Annotated in this window: 20 protein-coding genes; 17 read left to right on the forward strand and 3 right to left on the reverse strand. The window is 62.3% G+C overall.

All coding sequences use genetic code 11. The features are described 5' to 3' along the window. Positions 1-222 precede the first annotated feature (222 nt). A complete protein-coding gene (locus CO664_RS28475; protein ID WP_037422751.1) occupies positions 223-555 on the reverse strand; it encodes a hypothetical protein in 333 nt (110 codons plus the stop codon). Positions 556-766: 211 nt separating this feature from the next. Here CO664_RS28475 and CO664_RS28480 point away from each other — a divergent pair, with 211 nt between their 5' ends. Genes CO664_RS28480 through CO664_RS28495 form a run of 4 tightly spaced genes read left to right on the forward strand, consistent with a single transcriptional unit; the run spans position 767 to position 6,271 of the window. Further along, positions 767-1,525, forward strand: a complete 759-nt coding sequence (locus CO664_RS28480) for a DUF3365 domain-containing protein (RefSeq protein ID WP_097540632.1) — start codon at positions 767-769, stop codon at positions 1,523-1,525. Continuing rightward, positions 1,522-4,275: a response regulator gene (locus tag CO664_RS28485; protein WP_097540633.1), complete on the forward strand. Its 2,754-nt coding sequence runs from the start codon at positions 1,522-1,524 to the stop codon at positions 4,273-4,275. The genes CO664_RS28480 and CO664_RS28485 overlap by 4 nt, the downstream gene beginning before the upstream one ends. A gap of 49 nt (positions 4,276-4,324) precedes the next feature. Then, a complete protein-coding gene (locus CO664_RS28490) occupies positions 4,325-4,696 on the forward strand; it encodes a response regulator (protein WP_037422759.1) in 372 nt (123 codons plus the stop codon). A gap of 12 nt (positions 4,697-4,708) precedes the next feature. Beyond that, positions 4,709-6,271 carry an adenylate/guanylate cyclase domain-containing protein gene (locus tag CO664_RS28495; protein ID WP_097540634.1) on the forward strand — a complete coding sequence of 521 codons (1,563 nt, stop codon included), beginning with the start codon at positions 4,709-4,711 and terminating at the stop codon, positions 6,269-6,271. A 64-nt stretch (positions 6,272-6,335) separates the two neighbouring features. Here CO664_RS28495 and CO664_RS28500 read toward each other — a convergent pair whose 3' ends face one another. Beyond that, positions 6,336-7,661: an MFS transporter gene (locus tag CO664_RS28500; protein WP_097540635.1), complete on the reverse strand. Its 1,326-nt coding sequence runs from the start codon at positions 7,659-7,661 to the stop codon at positions 6,336-6,338. A gap of 371 nt (positions 7,662-8,032) precedes the next feature. Here CO664_RS28500 and CO664_RS28505 point away from each other — a divergent pair, with 371 nt between their 5' ends. From CO664_RS28505 to CO664_RS28550, 10 genes are all read left to right on the forward strand, one after another. Then, entirely contained in the window at positions 8,033-9,307 is a 1,275-nt protein-coding gene (locus CO664_RS28505) for an ABC transporter substrate-binding protein (protein ID WP_234820059.1), read from the forward strand. Positions 9,308-9,326: 19 nt separating this feature from the next. Further along, positions 9,327-10,301, forward strand: coding sequence for a YVTN family beta-propeller repeat protein (locus CO664_RS28510; protein WP_097540645.1), 975 nt, complete (start codon positions 9,327-9,329; stop codon positions 10,299-10,301). 35 nt (positions 10,302-10,336) lie between these two features. Next, positions 10,337-10,819 (forward strand): hypothetical protein, encoded by a 483-nt coding sequence (locus CO664_RS28515; protein ID WP_097540637.1) that lies wholly within the window; start codon positions 10,337-10,339, stop codon positions 10,817-10,819. Between the two features lie 52 nt (positions 10,820-10,871). Then, the gene (locus CO664_RS28520) at positions 10,872-11,654 is read left to right on the forward strand and encodes an ABC transporter ATP-binding protein (RefSeq protein ID WP_097540646.1); all 783 of its coding nucleotides are present in this window, start codon (positions 10,872-10,874) and stop codon (positions 11,652-11,654) included. Continuing rightward, complete coding sequence (locus CO664_RS28525; protein ID WP_097540638.1) at positions 11,651-12,517, forward strand: ABC transporter permease; 867 nt, start codon at positions 11,651-11,653, stop codon at positions 12,515-12,517. Before CO664_RS28520 ends, CO664_RS28525 begins: the two co-directional genes overlap by 4 nt. Next, on the forward strand, positions 12,517-13,146 hold the full coding sequence (locus CO664_RS28530) for a hypothetical protein (protein ID WP_097540639.1): 630 nt from the start codon (positions 12,517-12,519) through the stop codon (positions 13,144-13,146). The genes CO664_RS28525 and CO664_RS28530 overlap by 1 nt, the downstream gene beginning before the upstream one ends. A gap of 185 nt (positions 13,147-13,331) precedes the next feature. Further along, complete coding sequence (locus CO664_RS28535; protein WP_097527764.1) at positions 13,332-13,541, forward strand: hypothetical protein; 210 nt, start codon at positions 13,332-13,334, stop codon at positions 13,539-13,541. A gap of 33 nt (positions 13,542-13,574) precedes the next feature. Next, positions 13,575-14,567, forward strand: coding sequence for an ABC transporter substrate-binding protein (locus CO664_RS28540; RefSeq protein ID WP_097527796.1), 993 nt, complete (start codon positions 13,575-13,577; stop codon positions 14,565-14,567). Continuing rightward, a complete protein-coding gene (locus CO664_RS28545; protein ID WP_234820060.1) occupies positions 14,564-15,388 on the forward strand; it encodes an ABC transporter permease in 825 nt (274 codons plus the stop codon). Before CO664_RS28540 ends, CO664_RS28545 begins: the two co-directional genes overlap by 4 nt. Next, entirely contained in the window at positions 15,357-16,097 is a 741-nt protein-coding gene (locus CO664_RS28550) for an ATP-binding cassette domain-containing protein (protein WP_097527763.1), read from the forward strand. The genes CO664_RS28545 and CO664_RS28550 overlap by 32 nt, the downstream gene beginning before the upstream one ends. 21 nt (positions 16,098-16,118) lie before the next feature. Here CO664_RS28550 and CO664_RS28555 read toward each other — a convergent pair whose 3' ends face one another. Further along, a complete protein-coding gene (locus CO664_RS28555) occupies positions 16,119-16,442 on the reverse strand; it encodes a hypothetical protein (RefSeq protein WP_234820066.1) in 324 nt (107 codons plus the stop codon). A gap of 484 nt (positions 16,443-16,926) precedes the next feature. Between CO664_RS28555 and CO664_RS28560 the strand changes: the two genes are divergently transcribed. The 3 genes from CO664_RS28560 to CO664_RS28570 all read left to right on the forward strand — a co-directional run bounded on the left by CO664_RS28560 (position 16,927) and on the right by CO664_RS28570 (position 20,305). Beyond that, complete coding sequence (locus CO664_RS28560) at positions 16,927-18,798, forward strand: methanol/ethanol family PQQ-dependent dehydrogenase (protein ID WP_097527794.1); 1,872 nt, start codon at positions 16,927-16,929, stop codon at positions 18,796-18,798. Positions 18,799-18,921: 123 nt separating this feature from the next. Then, positions 18,922-19,443 (forward strand): c-type cytochrome, methanol metabolism-related, encoded by a 522-nt coding sequence (locus CO664_RS28565; protein ID WP_097540641.1) that lies wholly within the window; start codon positions 18,922-18,924, stop codon positions 19,441-19,443. 1 nt (position 19,444) lies between these two features. Beyond that, positions 19,445-20,305 (forward strand): substrate-binding domain-containing protein, encoded by an 861-nt coding sequence (locus CO664_RS28570; protein ID WP_037422778.1) that lies wholly within the window; start codon positions 19,445-19,447, stop codon positions 20,303-20,305. Positions 20,306-20,532 lie beyond the last annotated feature (227 nt).

The following is a 20,532-nucleotide window of genomic DNA, read 5'->3' on the forward strand; positions in this document are numbered from 1 at the left end:
AGGCATCGCAGCACCGCGCGACTCGCGACAAACCCCTAATTTTTGGTTGCAAAAGGAATGCAACCATGTATGTTCACTTCCGCTATGGCACAACCTGCGGACCTCCAAGGATAACGGCGGAAGGGCCTGCGGTCGACATTGCCGTGCCACTGCTTTCTTCCCAGCCTCGAGAAAGAAATCGCCCTGACCGGGAACGGTCAGGGCAATTCCTATGTGGCGCTATCACTCGTGAATTGTATAGGACGCCAGCTTGCAGAGATCCTGCTTGTCTACCGTCGTCTCGAGGTCCGAATTCTCGTCGAACTCAAAACGCATGTCGTACTCGCAGACATCGCGGCCATCGGCAATCGTCAGTTCGATCGATTCGCCCGGCTCCAGAACCTGGCTGCCGAACACGTCGTCTTCCCATTCCTCGACGCCGACCGGAGACGTATGGAAGCGAACAAGCGTCGCGCTTGTGTCGTTCTTCAACGTGAAGACCAGGTCCTCGGCGTGAGCCGCCGACGTGAAAGCGAGCGCCGCCATGCCGGCAGCAACCAGAACGATATGCTTCATGAAGTAAGTCCCCCGCCCGGAATTGAGCCCGCGTACCCTACGTAGGACAGATAGCGCCACAACCCTTTTTCCAGCGTTTCCCGCGCAACGCACCAAAAATGGAGCGTCCCGGCCCTGCAAGCGTACACGGTGGTGTTCCAGAGATGACTCCTTCCAGGGTGCTTCCTGTGCTATCCTTTCCGCCTTGTGCTTCCTTGCGGAGGAAAGCATTATGGGGGCTCTCAAAGGCTTCACGCGGAACTGCGCAGTCGCTGTCTTCTCCGGTTGCATGCTTCTCTCGCCTCCGGCACCGGCCGAGGAGGCTGCCGATGTCGCGACCGGGACGCGGCTCGCCGAATTGCTCAGGGCGGCCCGGAGCGTCCTTTCGAACTATCAGTCGCTCATCAACGATCCGGCCGTCGCCGACAAGCATCTCGACGGCGAACGGTTCACGGCCGAAGCGATCGCGCTTTACGGCAAGCGCACCGGCAGTCCGTTGATCTCCGACAAACTGGCCGAGCGCGACCGCAAGCTGCTCCAGGCTCAGGTCGACGCCATGCGCGAGGTGATCGACGAGCATCAGGACGACATCAACCGTCCGGGCATTGCCTTCAAGGGCTTCGTTCCAGCCGTCTTCGCGCGCCTGATGAACGAAAAATTCGCCGTCAAGGTGGGAAACGAAGCGCTGGTCCGCGTCACGGCGCCGGAGGTGCTGGTGCGCAATCGCAAGTCGCTTCCCGATGCCTGGGAGGCGAAGGTCATCGAGGAGGTTTTCCCGGATCCGCAGCGACCGAAGGAGGCGAGCTATACGGAAGTGACGACCGTCAACGGTCGCCCTGCCTTTCGCATGCTGCTGCCGGAATACTACACCGATTCCTGCCTTGTCTGCCACGGTGTCCCGAAGGGGGAAATCGACGTCACCGGCTATCCGAAGGAGGGCGGCAAGGCCGGCGACCTCGGCGGTGCGATCAGCATCGTCCTGTTCCAATGAGCGCGCTTCGCGAGCAGTTGCAGCCACTAAAGCCTGTCCCGGCGCCGAGGCTTGCCAGCCGGATCGCCAATCTGCCGATCTCGGCACGCGTCGCGACGCTGACCGCGGCCGGCATGATCAGCCTTGTACTATCGTCGGTTTTCCTGACGCAGGCGCTCCATCGCAGCGCCGCGCGCATGGCCGAAACCCAGGAACTCTTCGACCGGGCCGCATCGGCGGCGGCGGCGCATGTCGCCTTCGGCGACCTCCGGTACTGGCTGACCGATCTCTCCGTCAGCCTGCTGATGAATTCGCAGCGCAATGCCGAGCAGGCCCGCGAGCGCCTGCAGGTCCAGTTGGAGCGCCTTGCCAAGCACTCTCCGGCCGCCGTCAGGGAAATCCGCACGGAAATCGACGCCTATGTCGCGACGGCGCTACAGGCAACGGAAAGCTATACCCAGGACAACCGCATCCTGGGCAACACCCTGCTGGCGGAAGCACGCACCCATAGCGGCCATGTCGATCGGAACCTCAACAGGCTTGTCGAGCAGGTGAAGGCCGATGCTGAGGCTGCCCGCAACGAGGTCGTGGCGCAGACGCAAAAGACGGCCACGACCGCGGCCATCCTCGTCGGCGGGGTCGTCCTGATCGGCTCGCTCCTGACGCTCCTCGTCCTGCGCTCGATCGTCGGGCCGCTCCGGCGCCTCAACCGGGTGATCGGCGACCTGACCGAGGGCCGCTACGATGTCGAGGTCCCCCAGGAGGGCGGCGACGAATTCGGGGCGATGGCGAAAACGCTTTCGCTGTTCCAGCAGAACGCCATCGAAAAGAAGAAACTCGAGGACCAGGCGGAGCGGCAAAGGCGGACGGTCGCCGCGGCGCTCGAGGCGATTTCCGACGGGTTCGTGCTCTATGATCCGGACGACCGTATCCTCGTCGCCAACAGCAAATATTGCGAAATCTTCCCCAGCCACAAGCCGAACGAACTGCGCGGCAAGAGCTTCCGCGAAATCCTGGAGCAGAACCTGGCAAAAGGGAAAGTGGACCTCGAAGGCAAGGCGCCGGAAGAGTGGATCGAGGAACGCCTGCGCCTCCACCGCGATCCCGCCGGCCTCGTCGACGAGAGGCGGTTCAATGACAAATGGGTGCGCATCACCAAGCGCAAGATCCCGGACGGTGGGACGGTCGCCGTCTATACCGACATTACCGAACTCAAGCAGAGGCAGGTCGAGCTCGAGCGTGCCAAGAGCAATGCCGAAGCGGCCAGCGAGGCCAAGAGCCGGTTCCTCGCCTCGATGAGCCACGAATTGCGCACGCCGCTGAATGCGATCATCGGTTATAGCGAGATGCTGATAGAGGAAGCGCGCGACCATGACGAGGACGAGCTGGTCCCGGACCTCGAGAAAATCGCTTCGGCCGGCCGGCATCTGCTGTCGCTCATCAACGATATTCTCGACCTGTCGAAGATCGAGGCGAACAAGATGGAGGTCTTCCTCGAAACCTTCGACGTCGCCCGGCTGCTCGGCGACGTGACCGCCACCGTCGCGCCGCTGATGGCGAAGAACCGCAACGAATTCATCCAGGAGTTCGACGGCGATCTCGGGGAGATGCATTCGGACCAGACCAAGCTGCGCCAGAATCTCTTCAACCTGCTCAGCAACGCGGCGAAGTTCACCAATAGCGGCCGGGTCACGCTGTCGGCCCGGCGCGAAGAGCGAGCCGACGGCGACTGGCTCGTCTTCAAGGTCTCCGACACCGGCATCGGCATGACGCCGGAACAGCAGAACCGGCTTTTCAACGCCTTCACGCAGGCCGATGCGTCCACCACCCGCAACTACGGCGGCACCGGCCTCGGCTTGAGCATCACCCGCAGTTTCAGCCGCATGATCGGCGGCGCCGTCGATGTCGAAAGCGAAGTGGGAAAGGGCTCGGTCTTCACGATGGAAGTGCCGGCGCGATGCCGGCGGGAGGCCGGCGTGGCGCCGGCAGCCGAGCCATCGCAGATCATTCAGCCGGGCCGCACCGCGCTCATCATCGACGACGACCCGGCCGCCCGCAACCTGATCGCAAAGGCGCTGGCGGAAGCGGGTCTCGCCTCGATGCAGGCGGCGAGCGGCGCGGAGGGGATAGCAGTCGCCCGCGAGCATCGGCCCGACGCCATCATTCTCGACATCATCATGCCGCACCAGGACGGCTGGTCGGTGCTGCGCACGCTGAAGAGCGACCCCGACCTCTGCACCATCCCGGTGATCCTGGCGACCATTCTGGCGGATCGCGAGCTCGGTCTCTCGCTCGGCGCGGTCGAATATCTGACCAAGCCGATCGACACCGACAAGCTGATCCGGACCGTCGAGGCTTGCGGCGGTGGAAACCGCGACGTGCTCGTCATCGACGACGACCTGGGTTCCCGCGAATTCCTGCGGCGCATTCTGGTGAAGAGGGATTGGAAGGTCCACGAGGCAGGTGACGGCGTGCGCGGCCTCGACATGATGAAACGGCTTCTGCCGCGCCTCGTCCTGCTCGATCTGCTGATGCCGGAAATGGACGGATTCCAGACGCTCAGCGAGATGCAGGGAATTCCGGAGCTGCAGAACATTCCGGTGGTCGTGGTCACGTCGAAGGACCTCTCCGCCAACGAGTTGCGGTGGCTGCGCGAGCGGGCGGTCGCCGTCGTCAACAAGGGGGCAAACAGCAGGTCGCAACTGGTCGAGGCTCTCGAGCGCCAGATCGCATCGCGTGAAACGGCCGGCCAGACCGTCGGCGACGGCTAAAGGCTAAATCGTGCCGTGCAAACCTGCAGCGGGCAGGAGGAGACCGGAAATGACGAGAATCCTTCTGGTGGAAGACAATGAAATGAACCGCGACATGCTTTCGCGGCGTTTGTCCCGCCGCGGCTTCGACGTGCTCATTGCCGAAAACGGCAAGGCCGGCGTCGAGCTCGCCGCTTCCGAAAGGCCCGATGTGATCCTGATGGATATGAGCCTGCCGGTTATGGACGGCTGGGAAGCGACCCGACAGATCAAGGCCAACCCGCTTACGTCCGGGATACCTGTCATCGCGCTGACGGCCCACGCCATGGCCAGCGACCGGGACATGGCGCTGGATGCCGGTTGCGACGACTATGACAGCAAGCCGGTCGACCTGACGCAGCTTGTCCGGAAGATCGAACAATTGCTCACCGCATCTCCCTGAGTGGCGTTGAAAATGAGCGTCGGGAACGAATTTCAGCGTCAGGCCCTTGCCACCCATGTGGCGCAGCGGATGGCCGGCCCGGCACAGGCGATCCTGGGGTTTCAGGAATTGCTGCTCGAACAGGCGCGCGATCTCGGCGCACTCGAGCTGCTCGCCGACCTGGAACGCATCGGCGCCGCAGCAAGACAACTGAACAGTTTTATCGAGAGCCTCGTCGACGCAAAGACGGGATGCCCGGGCGGAGACGCCGCCGAGGCGGAGGCACGGCTGCGGCACGATCTTCGTACACCGCTCAACGCCATCATCGGCTATTCCGAAATGATCCTCGAAGAGGCCGGAGAGCCGCAGCCGCACACGCTGAAGGATGACCTCGGCGTAATTCTGGCCGCGGCCTCCGAGCTGTTGAAGCAGGTCGACGCCATCGCCGGTCTTTCGCGCGGAGCCGCCATCGGGGCGCTTCAACCGCGGGATGAGACCGGGCTAGACACGGCCGAACTCGAACGGCTGCTGTTCCAGAGCAGGCAGGAGGCCTGGACCGATCAGGGCGGCAGGATCCTGGTGGTCGACGATGTCGCCAGCAATCGCGATCTTCTCAGCCGCCGCCTTCGCCACGAGGGCCATCGCGTCGTCGTGGCCGATTCCGGCCGCTCGGCGCTTGCAAGACTAACGGAGGGGGAGTTCGACCTCATCCTGCTCGATATCCTGATGCCGGACATGAACGGCATCGAAGTCCTCGCACGGCTGAAGGCGGAAGACCGATGGCGGCACGTGCCGGTCATCATGATATCGGGCCTCAGCGAAGTGGCGGCCGTGGCCCGTTGCATCGAGGCCGGCGCTGACGACTATCTGACGAAGCCGTTCAATCCCGTCCTGCTTCGGGCGCGGATCAACTCCACGCTCGAAAAGAAACGCTGGCTAGACCGCGAGCACCGCTATCTCGAGCAGATCGAAATGGAAAAGCGGCGCGCCGATTCCCTTGTTCACGCGATCCTGCCCGACCAGATCGTTGCCCGGCTGCAGGGCGGCGAGGAGATCATCGCCGATCGCTTCGAAGAGGTGTCCATTCTGTTCGCCGACATTGTCGGCTTCTCGCCCATCGCCGCAAGGCTGCCGCCGTCCGACCTCGTCAGGCGACTGGACGGGATGTTCAGCAAGTTCGATCTTCTGACCGAGCAGCATCGCGTCGAGAAGATCAAGACGATCGGCGACGCCTATATGGCCGCCTGCGGCATTCCGGAACCTTCCGCCGATCACGCCGACAGGATCGTCGCCCTCGGGAAATCGATGCTGGAAGCGCTGCAGGGCTCAGCCTCCGACACCGACCGCTTCCGGGTTCGAATCGGCGTCCACTCGGGGCCGGTGGTCGCCGGATTGATCGGCCGGCTTCGTTTCGTCTACGACGTCTGGGGGGAAACGGTGAACATTGCGAGCCGTCTCGAATCCCAAGGCGTTCCCGACAGCGTTCAGATCTCGGAGGCGACGAGGCGCGCCCTGCATGGCCGGTGGACGCTCGAGCCGAGACGCGCCCTCGATCTGAAGGGCATCGGCAAGATCGAGACCTACCTCGTGCGATAGGCAGTTGCTCCCGTTCCCAAAGTGCGGGGCTGAGCCCCGCACTTTGGACACGTCTCCTCAATTCTCAACCCGCTCTGGGCTCGACCGGCTCCCAAATGCTGACCTTGTGGGTCTCGGGCATCAGGTAAAGCGCAAGCAGGAAGCAGACGGCAGGCACGACGATCGGATAGATCAGCGCGTAGCCGACGCTGCCGGTGGCCGCGAAGGCCGCCGAGGTGACGAAGGGCACCAATCCGCCGCCCCAGCCGTTGCCGATGTGATACGGCACCGAGACCGAGGTGTACCGGATACGGCCGGGAAAGTATTCCGCCAGGAATGCCCCAACCGGGCCATAGACCATCCCGACATAGCAGACGAGAATGAAGATGATGAAGATCGCCGTCGGGTAGTTGATATTGTCCGGCTGGGTGACGGTGCCCAGCCACAGATACAGCGGGTAGTAGGTGATCGCGGCGAGCAGCATGCCTCCGAGGATCACCGGCTTGCGGCCGATGATGTCGGACAGCCATCCGAAGAAGATCAAGCTCGGCGTCGCCAGGAGCAGCGCTGCGCCGACGATATAGGCGGAGTTCAATGCATCCACCTTGGAAACCTGCTGCAGGAAGTAGAGCGCCCAGAACTGGCCGCTGTACCAGACCACCCCCTGCCCGATCAGCACGATGGTGGCGATCCCGACGAATTTGATGTTGGAACTGAGGAAGGCCTCCTTCCAGGGATTTCGGGTCATCTGCCCCTTGGCCTTTATCTCCGCGAAGATCGGCGTCTCCTGGAGCTGAAGCCGGATGTAGATCGCGATGCCGACCAGCAGGAACGACACCAGAAACGGAACGCGCCAGGCCCATGCTTCGAAGACCTCGTTGCCGAAATAGGTGCGGGTCGCGATGATGACGGCGAGCGACACCACGATACCGAGCGTCGGAGAGGTCTGAAGCCAGCCAGTGTAGTAGCCGCGGCGCTCGTCCGGCACATGCTCGGCGACATAGGTGATGGCGCCGCCATATTCGCCGCCGAGGCACAGGCCCTGGATCATCCGCAAGCCGAAGAGAAGAAATGCGGCGGTGAGGCCGATCGCCTCATAGGTGGGGATCAGGCCGATTGCGCCGGTGCCCAAGCCCATTCCGCTGAGCGTGATCAGGAAGGTGTATTTGCGACCGACCCGGTCGCCCATCCAGCCGAACAGGAAGGCCCCCAGCGGACGGATCAGGAAGCCCGCCGTGAACAGCGCGATCGTACTCAGGAGCGCTGCGACCGGGTGCGACTGTTCGAAGAACTTGACCGACAGAACTGCGGCCAAGCTGCCGAAGATGTAGAAATCGTACCATTCGATGATGTTTCCGACCGATGCGGCAACGATCACCCGCCGGAAGTCCTTCGGGACCTGGATAGCCATGTTTCTTCCTCCCGTTTCAACACATGGCCCCCTATTTTTCCGGTATTCTATCACGAAACCAGCGCAGCAAAAGAGTTTGCTCCGGCAGCAACAGTTTTCCGAAGTAATGGTTCGTCGTGGTTACCCGACTTTGCTAAAGTTCAGCGGTTGTCGCTGACGAATTGCCATGTGGAGCGCCGGGAAGATCCGAACATTGCGTCAGGACACATTGCGGCCGATCGCGCGGCCTGCCTTTGTCTGAGCTGTTCTATTGCGGAGAAACATGCAGGTGTTGGCAGGACTGCTGCATCGCAGCCGGGTTGAAATCAGCGAAATCTCGACTAAGCTGTCTGCGGCACCGAGCAATTGCACAGATCCGACAGGCGTCGGAGATGGTGCATGCTGTCGATCGAATGGGATCAGCGGTGCGCTATGCCCTGACGCTCCTTATCGCGGTTCTTCTTGCGGCTTCGGGCGTCTCCGGGGCCGTTGCGCAGGAGCCCTCCCCTGCACCCGCCGCAAAGACGGCTCGAGCCGAGCAGGTATTGGAAATCAAGCTGGGCTATCTTCGTGCCTATGCGCCGGAGCTCGCCCTTTCGGTGCTCGACGTGCCGCCGCGCGACGAAGGCGTCGCCGGGGCCAAGGTGGCGGTGGGCGACAACAACACGACCGGTACCTTCCTCGGACAGAAGTTCACGCTCGATTTGGCCGAAATCAAGCCGGACGCCGACGCCCTGCCGGCCTTCAATGCGATGGTGTCGAAAGGCGCGCTCTATATTCTCGCCGATCTCTCCGCCGCGCAGCTTCTGTCGATCGCCGATATTGCCCGCGACAAGAGGGTGCTGATCTTCAACGTCGGCGCCACCGACGACCGCCTGCGCGAGGAGGAGTGCCGGGCGAATGTCTTCCATACCGCCCCGACACGCACCATGCTGGCCGACGGGCTGGCGCAATATCTGGTCTGGAAGCAGTGGCGCCGATGGGTGCTGGTCCACGGCTCCCATGAGCCCGACCGGCTCTTCGCCGATGCGCTGCGCCGCGCCGCCACGCGCTTTGGCGGCGAGATCATCGCCGAAAAGGAGTTCACCGATACCGGCACGGCGCGGCGGACGGATACCGGGGTGGTCCAGATCCAGCGGCAGATGCCCGTCTTCACGCAGGCGTTCCCCGATCACGACGTGCTGCTCGTCGCCGACGAAAGCGAGGTTTTCGGAACATACGTGCCGTTCCGGACCTGGATTCCGCGCCCGGTGGCCGGCACTGCCGGCCTGATCCCTTCTGCCTGGCACCCGGCCAGCGAGCAATGGGGCGGCACGCAGATCCAGAACCGTTTCGCCAAGGCGAATGGCCGGCGCATGCTGTCGAAGGACATGGCCGCCTGGACGGCGGCGAGGATCGTCGGCGAGGCCGCGACGCGCACGCAAAGCGCCGATCCCGAGACGCTCGCAGCCTATATACGCTCCGACGACTTCTCGCTCGCGGCCTTCAAGGGGCAGAAGCTGACCTTCCGTAAATGGAACTGGCAGCTGCGCCAGCCGATCTTCCTGGGCGACGGCCGTTCCGTGGTTTCGACCTCGCCCCAGGAAGGGTTCCTGCATCAGGTCTCCGAACTCGACACGCTCGGCGTCGACCAGCCGGAGACAAAATGTGCTCTGACGTTGCCTTAAACAGGGAGAGAGACAGGTGCTGCGAAGACTGACGTATCTTTCGGCCGGACTTGCCGTCGCCGCCAGCATGGCTTCGCCGGCCTTCGCCTACATGGTCTATGTCTCCAACGAGAAGGACAACACGGTGACTGTGGTCGACTCGTTCACGAAGGAAGTGGTGCGCACGATCAATGTCGGCCAGCGGCCGCGCGGCATTACCATTTCGCACGACGGCAAGTTCATCTATCTCTGCGCAAGCGACGACGACACGATCGAGATCATCGACACGGCCACCTACGAGATTGTCGGATCGCTACCCTCCGGCCCGGATCCCGAGCTGTTCGTCCTCTCACCCGACGGCAAGACGCTCTATGTCGCCAACGAGGACGACAATCTGGTCACCGTCATCGACCTCGAGGGCAAGAAAGTGGTGGCGGAGGTGCCGGTCGGCGTCGAACCCGAGGGAATGGGCATCAGCCCGGACGGCAAGACCATGGTCAACACCTCCGAGACGACCAACATGGCCCATTTCATCGACACGGCAACCCACGAGATCACCCACAATGTTCTCGTCGATTCGCGGCCGCGCTTCGCCGAATTCAAGCCCGACAATTCCGAGGTCTGGGTCAGCGCCGAAATCGGCGGCACCGTCTCGATCATCGACAATGCGAGCCGTGAGGTAAAGCACAAGATCACCTTCGAGATTCCTGGCCTGCGCTCGGAATCGATCCAGCCGGTCGGCGTGCGCATCACCGCCGACGGCACGAAAGCCTATGTGGCGCTCGGCCCCGCCAACCGCGTCGCGGTGGTCAATGCGAAGACCTACGAGGTTGAAAAATACGTGCTCGTCGGTCAGCGGGTATGGCAGCTCGCCCTCACCCCCGACCAGAAGACGATCATCAGCACCAACGGCGTATCGAACGACATCACCTTCATCGACGTCGCGACCGACGAGGCAATTCAATCGGTGACCGTCGGGGCGTTGCCCTGGGGCGTGGTCGTGCATCCGAACTGACAGGACGGCAAAGCTCTTTGGCAACGGAGGAGGAAATGCAGAGCTATCGGAATTTCGCGCCTGCCGCGTTTCTCGGCGTGATCTTGTCGGTAACATCCGGTTCCGCGCAGGCAGCCGACGACGATGATAACGACGCGACGCAGCCGGCTGCGGCCGCCGAGCAGGTGACGCGGGCCAGCAAGGACGTCCCCGAGCTGATCCTTGGATCGAAGGATGATCCGTTCACCGTCAATCAAAAGGATTTCGCTCTGATCGCCGGCCAAGGCTACCGCTGGAAGATATCGGCTGCGGGCGGTCTGGAGTATAAATTCCACACCGACCTCTTCCGCAATGTGTGGATGAACCAGATCGTCATCAACGATCTCGAAGTGCACATGAACGGCGCCCCGGCCTGGCTCGAATATGATGCGGACGGCACCATCCAGATCCAGTTCACCACCGTGCGCCCGGGTAGCTACAGCTGGTCGGTTCCCGATCTCGCCGAGAGAGGCATGAAAGGAACGATCACGATCAAATAAGGTTGGATGATCGGGCAAATGAGGTTGGATGATCGAGGAGGACGATGCCAACATGCAGCATGTGAGGGCAAACGACGGATTGAGCCTGCCCGCCGCGCTCGACATCTCGGCGGTCGACCACAGCTACGGCCGGAAGCAGGTTCTGTCCGACATTTCCTTCTCGATTGCGGCAGGGCGCTTCACCGTCCTTCTCGGCCTGAACGGGGCCGGAAAGACGACGCTGTTCTCGCTGATCAGCCGTCTCTTCGACACGCGTCGGGGGTCGATCCGCATCTTCGGCCACGACGTCAGCCGCGAACCGGGCGAGGCTCTGCGGCGGCTCGGCATCGTCTTTCAGGCGCGCACCCTCGATCTCGACCTCAGCGTCTATCAGAATCTCTCCTACCACGCCTCGCTGCACGGCATCGGGAAGAGAGAGGCCCGCGCGCGCATCGAAGCGCTGCTGGCCCAGATCGGCATGAGCGACCGTTTGCACGACAAGGCGCGCAGTCTTTCCGGGGGGCAGATGCGGCGCATCGAAATCGCCCGGGCGCTCTTGCACCGGCCGCCGCTGCTGCTCCTCGACGAGGCAACGGTCGGGCTGGACATACAATCGCGAGCCGAGATTCTCGCGACCATTCGCAAGCTCGTGGCGACCGACGGCATCGGCGTCTTCTGGGCGACCCATCTCATCGACGAGGTCGAGGACGGCGATCACGTCGTCATACTCCACCAAGGCAGGGTGCTCGCGGACGGCAGGGTCGATGACGTCGTCCGCTCCTCAGGCGCAGGCAGCATTCGAGACGCCTTCGCGACGCTGACCGGGGTCGCTACGGCAGGCGGAGGCGCCCAATGAGCTTTCACTCTGCCGCAGACGGAATTCCGGCCGATCGCAGACCGGGCTTCAGCGCCCGCCAGTATCTCGTCTGCCTCAGGGGCATCCTCTTCCGCGAAGGACTTCGCTTTCTCAACCAGCGGGAGCGCTTCGTCTCGTCGCTGGTTCGTCCGCTCCTGTGGCTCTTCGTGTTCGCGGCGGGCTTCCGTCAGGTTCTCGGCGTCTCGATCATCCCGCCCTACAAGACCTACGTGCTCTACGAGGTCTATATCACCCCCGGATTATGCGGCATGATCCTGTTGTTCAGTGGCATGCAGTCTTCGCTTTCGATGGTCTACGACCGGGAAATGGGAAACATGCGGACCCTGCTGGTCAGCCCATTTCCACGCTGGTTCCTGCTGGTGTCCAAGCTGCTCGCAGGCGTCTCCGTTTCGATCCTGCAGGTCTATGCCTTTCTTGCCATCGCCTGGTTCTGGGGCGTCAGGCCGCCATGGACCGGCTATCTGCTGATCCTGCCCGCACTGTTCCTTTCCGGGATGATGCTCTGCTCGCTCGGAATGCTCCTGTCCTCGATGATCAAGCAACTGGAGAACTTCGCAGGGATCATGAACTTCGTGATCTTCCCGATGTATTTCGCCTCGCCGGCACTTTATCCGCTGTGGCGCATTCAGGAATCGAGCCCGCTTCTCCACAAGATCTGCGTCGCAAACCCGTTCACCTATGCGGTCGAACTGATCCGCTTCGCCCTTTACGGACAGAGCGACTGGGGATCGCTGTCGATCGTGGTTGCGTTCACCGTGCTGTTTCTTGGCGGCGCGATCCTTGCCTATGATCCGTCGAACGGCTTGCTCAGCCGCAGGCAGGATACGGGAGGAAATGCCTGATGCGGTGCTTGCTTCTGACGCGCATCCTGCCGGCCGCGATCGCTGCAACGGTCGCAGGGCCCGTTTTGGCAGCGCAGGGCGGCGATCCGGACTGGCCGTGCATTCAGCGCAAGGTTCCGGAGCTCTCGCTCGGGCAGATATGGACCGGCGCCGCACTGCCGCAAACGGCCGCCGACTGGTCGAAGGATGCGGCCATCGCTCATTTGGTGACGGAGCTCGCGGCGCGCCGCGTGCCGCTGCCGGAGGCACAGCAAAAGATCCGGGAATATGCGGATAGCCTGCCGGAGGGCGAGAAGGAACGGCGCATGACCATGCTCGCGCAGGGCCTGTTCGAGCACATGAACCGGGAACGCTCGGATGTCATCGCCGGCATCGCCCGCTACGCCCACGCGCAGAGGGACATGGCGGCATTCCTGCGGCAGGAGGCGTCGGCGGTCGATGCCTTGCGAGCGAAGCCCGCTGCCGACCCGAAGGAGCTTGCACGGCGGAACGACCGGCTGGTGTTTCAGACGCGCGTTTTTCAGGAGCGCGCGCAATCGCTGGGCTTCGTCTGCGAGGTGCCGACGCTCATCGAGCAGCGCCTCTACGCTCTGGCCAAATCGATCGCGCAGACGCTCAGCGATCGATAATCCCGGGAGCTGTCGCTCACGGCGAAGCGGGGCTTTCCGCGATAATTGACGCTGGTTTATCGCGCGCGTATCCTTCTCATGCGGGCTTTCCATCAGGCACCTTGTGAAAGCCGGTTATCGGACTGGTGCGCCAAGCGTCTCAGTCGGCGTTGCCTCTGCGCGCGTTCGTGCGGAAAGGTGCTTAGGTGAACCTCGTCGATCTCGTCCTGACCGTCTGCATGCTGGCCGACCCTACCCGTTGCCGCACCGAGCACCTGTATTTCCAGAGCCACGGATCGCTGGTCCAATGCATGATGCTGGCTCCGGCTGAGATCGCCAAGTGGTCCGTAAGCCATCCGACACTGAAGATCGTGCGATGGAAATGTGTTTTCCCGCCCGAGGAGCAGGAAATCTGACGTCCCTTTAGGAAATTGATGGAAGGTGACATCATGAACATATCGCGGCGTGCGCTTTGCGGAGTGGCTTTTCTGGCTGCCGTCAGTCCTCTGGGATTGCCTGCCTTTGCAGCGCCGTCGGCGCCGAAAGTGCGTGTGGGTGTGCTGAAATTCGGCACGGTGAATTGGGAACTCGATACCATCAAGCACAACAAGTTCGACGCGGCCAACGGCATCGAGGTGGAGGTCGTCTATTTCGCCGGCGAGGACGCGACCAATGTCGCCATGCTTGCGCGCGATCTCGACGTCATCGTTTCCGACTGGCTGTGGGTGTCGCGTCAACGTTCCGAGGGCGAAGACCTGACGCTTGCCCCCTACTCAACAGCCGTTGGCGCCATCATGGTCAAAAACGAGGCGCCAATCCGCCAAATCCCCGACCTCATCGGCAAGAAGATCGGCGTTGCCGGCGGATCGCTCGACAAGAGCTGGCTCCTGATCCAGGGACTTGCCGAGCGCGACCACAAGATCGACCTGGCCAAAGAGAGCGACGTCGTTTTCGGCGCCCCGCCGCTGCTGTCGGAGAAGGCGCTTTCCGGTGAGCTCGACGCGGTCCTGAATTTTTGGCATTTCTGCGCTCGGCTGGAGGCAAACGGCTTTCGCCGGCTGATCGGTGCCGACGATGCAGCGAAGGCCCTTGGGGCATCGGGGCCGGTCTCGGCACTCGGTTACGTGTTCCGCGACAAATGGGCGAACGAAAACCCGGATGCGGCGATGGGCTTTGTCAAGGCAAGCGCAGACGCCAAGAAGCTGCTGGCTCGGTCGGATGACGAATGGCAGCGCTTGGCGCCTATCGTGCGCGCCGAGGGCAGAGAGCTCGAGGTGCTGCGCGATCGCTATCGGGAAGGCATTCCGAACCGGCCTCTCGCCGAAGAGGAAAGCGATGCCGCTAAGCTCTATGAAGTTCTCGCGCAACTGGGCGGGGAGAAGCTCGTCGGCGAAGCGCGGCAGATGGCTCCCGGGACATTCTGGGCGGCATTGAAGACATGACGGCGGAATTCGGATCGGAAAACGGGCTGTCGGCGCGCCGGCGCGCGCGCAGGGCCCGTGGGATCGGCGCCGCCTTACCGGCGGCGACGGCCGTGGCATCGCTCGCCGCCCTGTGCCTGCTCTGGAGCCTCGCGGCCGGCATCTGGCCGAGCCGTGCTTTCCCGCCGCCGCTCGCAGTCTGGCAGGTGCTTCTCAAGGAGGCGGCCAGCGGCGACCTTGGTTATCACCTGGCAATGACCCTCTGGCGGGTCGCGGCCGCCTATGTCGTCGCCATGATCGTCGGATCGGTCATCGGCGTGCTGCTCGGCATGCACCGGCGGGCGGACGTCTTCTTCAATCCGTGGCTCGTGCTCTTCCTCAATCTCCCGGCCCTGGTCGTCATCGTACTCGCTTATATCTGGTTCGGCCTGACCGAGGCTGCCGCAATCGGCGCCGTCGCCATCAACAAAATACCCAACGTCGTCGTCACCATGCGTGAGGGCGCGCGGGCGCTCGAGCCCCGTTTCGCGGAAATGGCCACGGTCTACCGGCTCGGGCCGCTCGACCAGGTTCGCCATATACTGGTGCCGCAGTTGCAGCCCTATTTCGCCGCCGCCTCGCGCTTGGGCATTGCGCTGATCTGGAAGATCGTGCTCGTCGTCGAGCTGCTCGGCCGTTCGAGCGGCGTCGGCTTCCAGATCTATCTCTACTTCCAGATATTCGACGTTGCCGCCATCCTTGCCTACACGCTCGCTTTCGTGGCTATCATGCTGTCGATCGAACTCCTTCTGGTGCAGCCACTTGAACGACATGCAACCCGCTGGCGCCGCCGCTCCGCTTAAGGTCGACATTGCCGAGAAGACGTTCCGCTCGGCGGAGGGCGTTACGATCGTTGCGCTGCGCGGTCTTTCCTTCGCGGTGAGACAGGGCGAATTTGCCTGCCTGCTCGGCCCGTCGGGCTGCGGCAAGACAACGACCCTGCGCATTCTGCTGGGCCTCGATCGGCAATTTTCCGGCAGCTATCAACTGCCCGAAGGCGGTTCCGACCGCGTCGCTGCGGTCTTCCAGGAGCCGGTGCTTCTCCCCTGGCGGACGGTGGAGCAGAACGTCCGTCTTGCGCTCGCGCCGCGCCTCAGGGACAAGGACCTGGACTGGCTGTTCGACATTCTGGGGCTTTCGGCAATGCGGGCGCTCTATCCTTCGGAACTTTCGCTCGGCCTGGCGCGCCGCGCCGCGCTCGCCCGGGCTTTCGCCACCGAGCCCGCGGTACTTTTTCTGGACGAGCCGTTCGCCTCGCTCGACGAGCGAACCGCCGACAAGTTGCGCCAGCTTCTGATGAGGGTGTGGGCGGCGAGACCCACCACGGCCCTGATGGTCACCCACAATTTGCGCGAGGCGCTTCTGCTTGCCGATCGCATCGTGGTGCTGTCGCCGCGCCCGGCGCATGTGCTGGGTATCTTCGACGTCGGCGTGCCGCGTCACGCCCGTGAGGCGGCATCGCTGGACCAGCTTGTCTCGGAGTTTCACAAGAGGTTTCCGGACGCGGACTGATTGTCCCGAGCGGGCGACGGGTCAGAAGCAGCGGACCTCCGCCTCGGCCTGCGCTCGCCTGAGTTCCGCGTCGGCGGATTTTGCTGGCGCGCTTTGCCGGAACAGAACCCCTCTTTCGCCTGTCTGAAGTCCGAGGCTCCTGAAGGTCTCGGCCGTCTCATAGCGTTCGTAAGTCATGATCGACGCTATGACGTCGATCGAGCATGAACAGCGTTCGAGGGCGGCACGCGTTTCGCCATTAGCCTTCATGCAGCCATACACATAGTCGACGACGGCAACCGTCGGGTAACCTCCGGCGGCCGATGCCGGTGCGGCGCCCGAGAGCGCAACGAGCAAGCCGATCACTTCCAAGTTACCAATCGTCACCATGAACCTCCGCCAGCTTCGTCACCTAGGACAGGTTCTTAAATTAACCTGCCGTGAGGATGTATTAGTGTAGTAAATTCTCGCATAGTATCCAATCTAGATTTGTCAAATATTAGTAACTTTCGTGCTGCGCGGCAGCATATTTTGTTTTGCGCTGCAGCATCAATTGTATAATGAACCTTGCTTTATTCTTTATGATCGCCTATTCTCCAGCGGTTTCCGGCTTCAAGCCTTGTCTGGGAGCGGCGAAGTCTCGCTTATCAAGAGGTTTGGCAATAACGGTGCCCTTTGCCGATCCGAACGAGCCGTGACACGCTGACGGAAGCGCATGTCCCACGACAAGCATGACATGCTTGGGCTGGCCTTTGTGGTCGCCTGCGGAATTGTGAAGACGAGCCTCGGGTGACTATCGACATCGGGAGGACTTCGCATGCGCATACTCGGAAAATTCGCATATCTGCCGATGGCGGCCGCTGGAGTTCTGACAGCGGCGCTTGCCGGAAATGCGTTGGCCAATGACGAACTGAAGGCCCTTGCGGCCGACCCGAAGAACTGGGCCATGCCCACGGGCGACTATGCCAATCAGCGTTATTCCAAGCTGAACCAGATCAACAAGGACAATGCTAAGGATCTGCAGGTCAAGTGGACCTTCTCCACCGGCGTATTGCGCGGCCATGAAGGCGGCCCGCTGGTGATCGGCGACGTCATGTACGTCCATACGCCGTTCCCGAACATTGTTTATGCACTTGATCTCAAGAACGACGGCAGGATCCTCTGGAAATACGAACCGAAGCAGGATCCGAGCGTCATCGCGATCATGTGCTGCGACACAGTCAACCGCGGTCCGGCCTATGGTGACGGAAAGATCATCCTCTACCAGGCCGACACCATGGTGACGGCGCTCGATGCCAAGACCGGCAAGGTCGCCTGGCAAGCCCAGAACGGCGAGAAGATCGACGGGAGCCTGTCCGAATCCGGCACGTCCGCGCCCATGGTGGTCAAGGACAAGGTCATCGTCGGCGTCTCGGGTGCCGAATATGGTGTCCGCGGCCACCTCACTGCCTACAATCTGAGCGACGGCAAGCGTGCCTGGCGGGCCTATTCGACCGGCCCTGATTCAGAAACGCTGATCGACCCGGAGAAGACGACCCATCTTGGCAAGCCGGTCGGCAAGGACTCCGGAATGAACACCTGGGAAGGCGAGCAGTGGAAGACCGGCGGCGGCACCACCTGGGGGTGGTACGCCTATGATCCGGAACTCAACCTCGTCTACTATGGTACGGGCAATCCTTCGACCTGGAATCCCAACCAGAGACCCGGCGACAACCGATGGTCAATGACGATCTTCGCGCGCGACGCCGATACGGGTATGGCCAAGTGGGCCTATCAAATGACGCCGCATGACGAATGGGACTATGACGGCGTCAACGAAATGATCCTTGTCGACGACATGGAGATCATGGGTCAACCGCGCGACGTGCTCGTGCATTTCGACCGCAACGGCTTCGGCTATACGCTCGATCGTGCGACGGGTGAGCTTCTGGTTGCCAAGAAATACGATCCCACGGTGAACTGGGCGACCGAGGTCGTGATGGACCCGAAGAGCGACCAGTATGGCCGTCCGCAGGTGGTGGACAAGTACTCCACCGAGCATAACGGCGAGGACTTCAACACCACAGGCGTTTGCCCGGCGGCGCTTGGAACGAAAGACCAGCAACCGGCAACCTATTCGCCGAAGACGAAGCTGTTCTATGTGCCGACCAACCATGTCTGCATGGACTACGAGCCCTACCGGGTGAGCTACACGGCCGGCCAAGCCTATGTGGGCGCGACCGTGAACATGTACCCGACGCCCAACAGTCACGGCGGCATGGGCAATTTCATCGCTTGGGACGCGGCCAAGGGCGAGATCGTCTGGTCGAAGCCGGAACAGTTCTCGGTGTGGTCGGGTGCGCTCGCAACGGAAGGCGACGTCATCTTCTACGGCACGCTTGAAGGCTACATCAAGGCCGTGGATATGCAGGGAAATGAACTCTACAAGTTCAAGACTCCCTCGGGCATCATCGGCAACATCAACACCTACGAGCATGGTGGCAAGCAATATATTGCGGTGCTGTCGGGTGTCGGTGGCTGGGCAGGCATTGGGCTTGCGGGCGGCCTTCTGGCGGCCGAAGGTGCAGCGGCGTGGCAACAGGCCGTAGCGGGCGAGAAAGCTCCGACCGAAGAAAGCGAAGCCATCGCCACGGCGGGTTTGGGTGCGGTGGGCGGCTATGCCGCACTGGCCGAGTACACCACACTCGGCGGGCAACTGACCGTATTCGGTCTCCCGGATTGATAGCCGGGCAAACCCTGCCTGAACGAGAGCCCGTATCAGCAGAGGCTGCCGGGCTCTCGGCTTCACCAACAGAATCTCACGCCCTCAGCCATGGTCGATGGCGGTTGGAAGACGAGGTCACGCATGTCACCACGCTTCATCAGTTCGGCGCTTGCCGTGGTCCTCCTGCTGAGTGCAAGTGGCACTCTCCGCGCCGAGGACAGCAAGGAAAAGGCGGCCAGCGCCACGGAGGAAGACGGCAAGCATTTCGACGCCGACGGCAATCCCACCTTCAAGATCGAGAACGGCGTCGTCGATTGGTACACTTTCAACGGATATCGCCGCTATCACGCCGATTGTCATGTCTGCCACGGGCCCGATGGCGAAGGCTCCTCCTATGCGCCGGCTCTCGCCAAGACCATGATCAACCTCGATTACGGGACCTTCCTGTCGATCGTCGCCGAAGGACGCAAGAGTGTCGTCGGCGGCAAGGAGGTCGTCATGCCGGCCTTCGGCGAAAACAAGAATATCTATTGCTATCTCGATGACATCTACATCTACCTGCGCGCCCGCGCCGTCGGCGCTGCGCCCCGAGGGCGTCCGCCCAAGAAGGCCGACAAGCCGGAGGCGGCTACCGCCTATGAAACGTCCTGCATGGGGGGATGAGATGGCACACGGCATCCAGCGGACCTGCAGGGCTTTCATTTCCCTGGTGGCGGCCGTGCTGATGCCATGGCAAGCGCATTCGCAGAGTGCCGGGCTCGGGGCTGCCGGCGAACTGGTCGACCCGGAGACGCTGCGGGTCTGCGCCGACCCCTCCAACATGCCCTTCTCCGACGAGAGCGGCGAAGGCTTCGAGAACAAGCTCGCCGAGATGGTCGCGGCCGCGACGGGACGAAGCTCGGTCGCCTACACGTGGTTTCCCTCGATCCCGGGTTTCGTCCGCAATACGCTCGGCGCCAATCGCTGCGACATCATCATGGGCTACGCGCAAGGGGACGAACTGGTCCAGAATACCAACGCCTATTACCGCTCGTCCTATGTGCTGATCTACAGGAAGGATGGCGATCTTGCCGGCGTCGAAACGCTGAGCGACCCGAGGCTTCTCGACAAGCGGATCGGCGTGGTCCACGCAACGCCACCCTCCGCAAAGATGGCGGCGGCAAAACTGATGCGCAAAGCGAAGGTCTATCCTCTCGTGGTCGACACGCGGAACGTGCCATCGATGGCCGAGGTGATGATCCGGGACATGGTGGCAGGCGTGATTGACGCGGCCGTGGTCTGGGGACCGATGGCGGGCTATTATGCAGAAAAGTCGAAGGTCGCGATGGCGATCGTGCCCCTAACCGGGGAGAAGGGCGGCTCGCGCATGACCTATCGGATCACGATGGGGGTGCGGCCGTCCGACCAGCAATGGAAACGCACGCTTAACACCTTCATCCGGGACAATCAGGCGGACATCAACAAACTCCTGCTCTCCTATGGTGTGCCGCTGCTCGATGAACAGGACGAGAGGATCACGCAGTGACGGCCGGCGACGTCGCTCTTGTCTCTGAGATGATCACCGGTGGTCACCGGCCAAGATTGACTGCCGAGCGTCGGGAAGAGGGCTGCGTTTGGTCGGGTATACTGACGAAGCAGCCCAAGTCGATTATAATGTGCAAAGGGGGATGGAGACATGGACGTACGCGCCGCTGTAGCCGTTCAGGCCGGCAAGCCGCTGGAAATCATGACGGTTCAGCTCGAGGGCCCGAA

This window comes from Sinorhizobium sp. NG07B, assembly GCF_002532005.1.
In the GTDB taxonomy this organism is placed as follows: Bacteria; Pseudomonadota; Alphaproteobacteria; order Rhizobiales; family Rhizobiaceae; genus Sinorhizobium; species Sinorhizobium fredii_C.

Coding starts and splice junctions, on each gene's coding strand:
- CO664_RS28475 (WP_037422751.1), bottom strand. CDS start 555: ATGAAGCATATCGTTCTGGTTGCTGCCGGCATGGCGGCGCTCGCTTTC.
- CO664_RS28480 (WP_097540632.1), top strand. CDS start 767: ATGGGGGCTCTCAAAGGCTTCACGCGGAACTGCGCAGTCGCTGTCTTC.
- CO664_RS28485 (WP_097540633.1), top strand. CDS start 1,522: ATGAGCGCGCTTCGCGAGCAGTTGCAGCCACTAAAGCCTGTCCCGGCG.
- CO664_RS28490 (WP_037422759.1), top strand. CDS start 4,325: ATGACGAGAATCCTTCTGGTGGAAGACAATGAAATGAACCGCGACATG.
- CO664_RS28495 (WP_097540634.1), top strand. CDS start 4,709: ATGAGCGTCGGGAACGAATTTCAGCGTCAGGCCCTTGCCACCCATGTG.
- CO664_RS28500 (WP_097540635.1), bottom strand. CDS start 7,661: ATGGCTATCCAGGTCCCGAAGGACTTCCGGCGGGTGATCGTTGCCGCA.
- CO664_RS28505 (WP_234820059.1), top strand. CDS start 8,033: ATGGTGCATGCTGTCGATCGAATGGGATCAGCGGTGCGCTATGCCCTG.
- CO664_RS28515 (WP_097540637.1), top strand. CDS start 10,337: ATGCAGAGCTATCGGAATTTCGCGCCTGCCGCGTTTCTCGGCGTGATC.
- CO664_RS28520 (WP_097540646.1), top strand. CDS start 10,872: ATGCAGCATGTGAGGGCAAACGACGGATTGAGCCTGCCCGCCGCGCTC.
- CO664_RS28525 (WP_097540638.1), top strand. CDS start 11,651: ATGAGCTTTCACTCTGCCGCAGACGGAATTCCGGCCGATCGCAGACCG.
- CO664_RS28530 (WP_097540639.1), top strand. CDS start 12,517: ATGCGGTGCTTGCTTCTGACGCGCATCCTGCCGGCCGCGATCGCTGCA.
- CO664_RS28540 (WP_097527796.1), top strand. CDS start 13,575: ATGAACATATCGCGGCGTGCGCTTTGCGGAGTGGCTTTTCTGGCTGCC.
- CO664_RS28545 (WP_234820060.1), top strand. CDS start 14,564: ATGACGGCGGAATTCGGATCGGAAAACGGGCTGTCGGCGCGCCGGCGC.
- CO664_RS28550 (WP_097527763.1), top strand. CDS start 15,357: ATGCAACCCGCTGGCGCCGCCGCTCCGCTTAAGGTCGACATTGCCGAG.
- CO664_RS28560 (WP_097527794.1), top strand. CDS start 16,927: ATGGCGGCCGCTGGAGTTCTGACAGCGGCGCTTGCCGGAAATGCGTTG.
- CO664_RS28565 (WP_097540641.1), top strand. CDS start 18,922: ATGTCACCACGCTTCATCAGTTCGGCGCTTGCCGTGGTCCTCCTGCTG.
- CO664_RS28570 (WP_037422778.1), top strand. CDS start 19,445: ATGGCACACGGCATCCAGCGGACCTGCAGGGCTTTCATTTCCCTGGTG.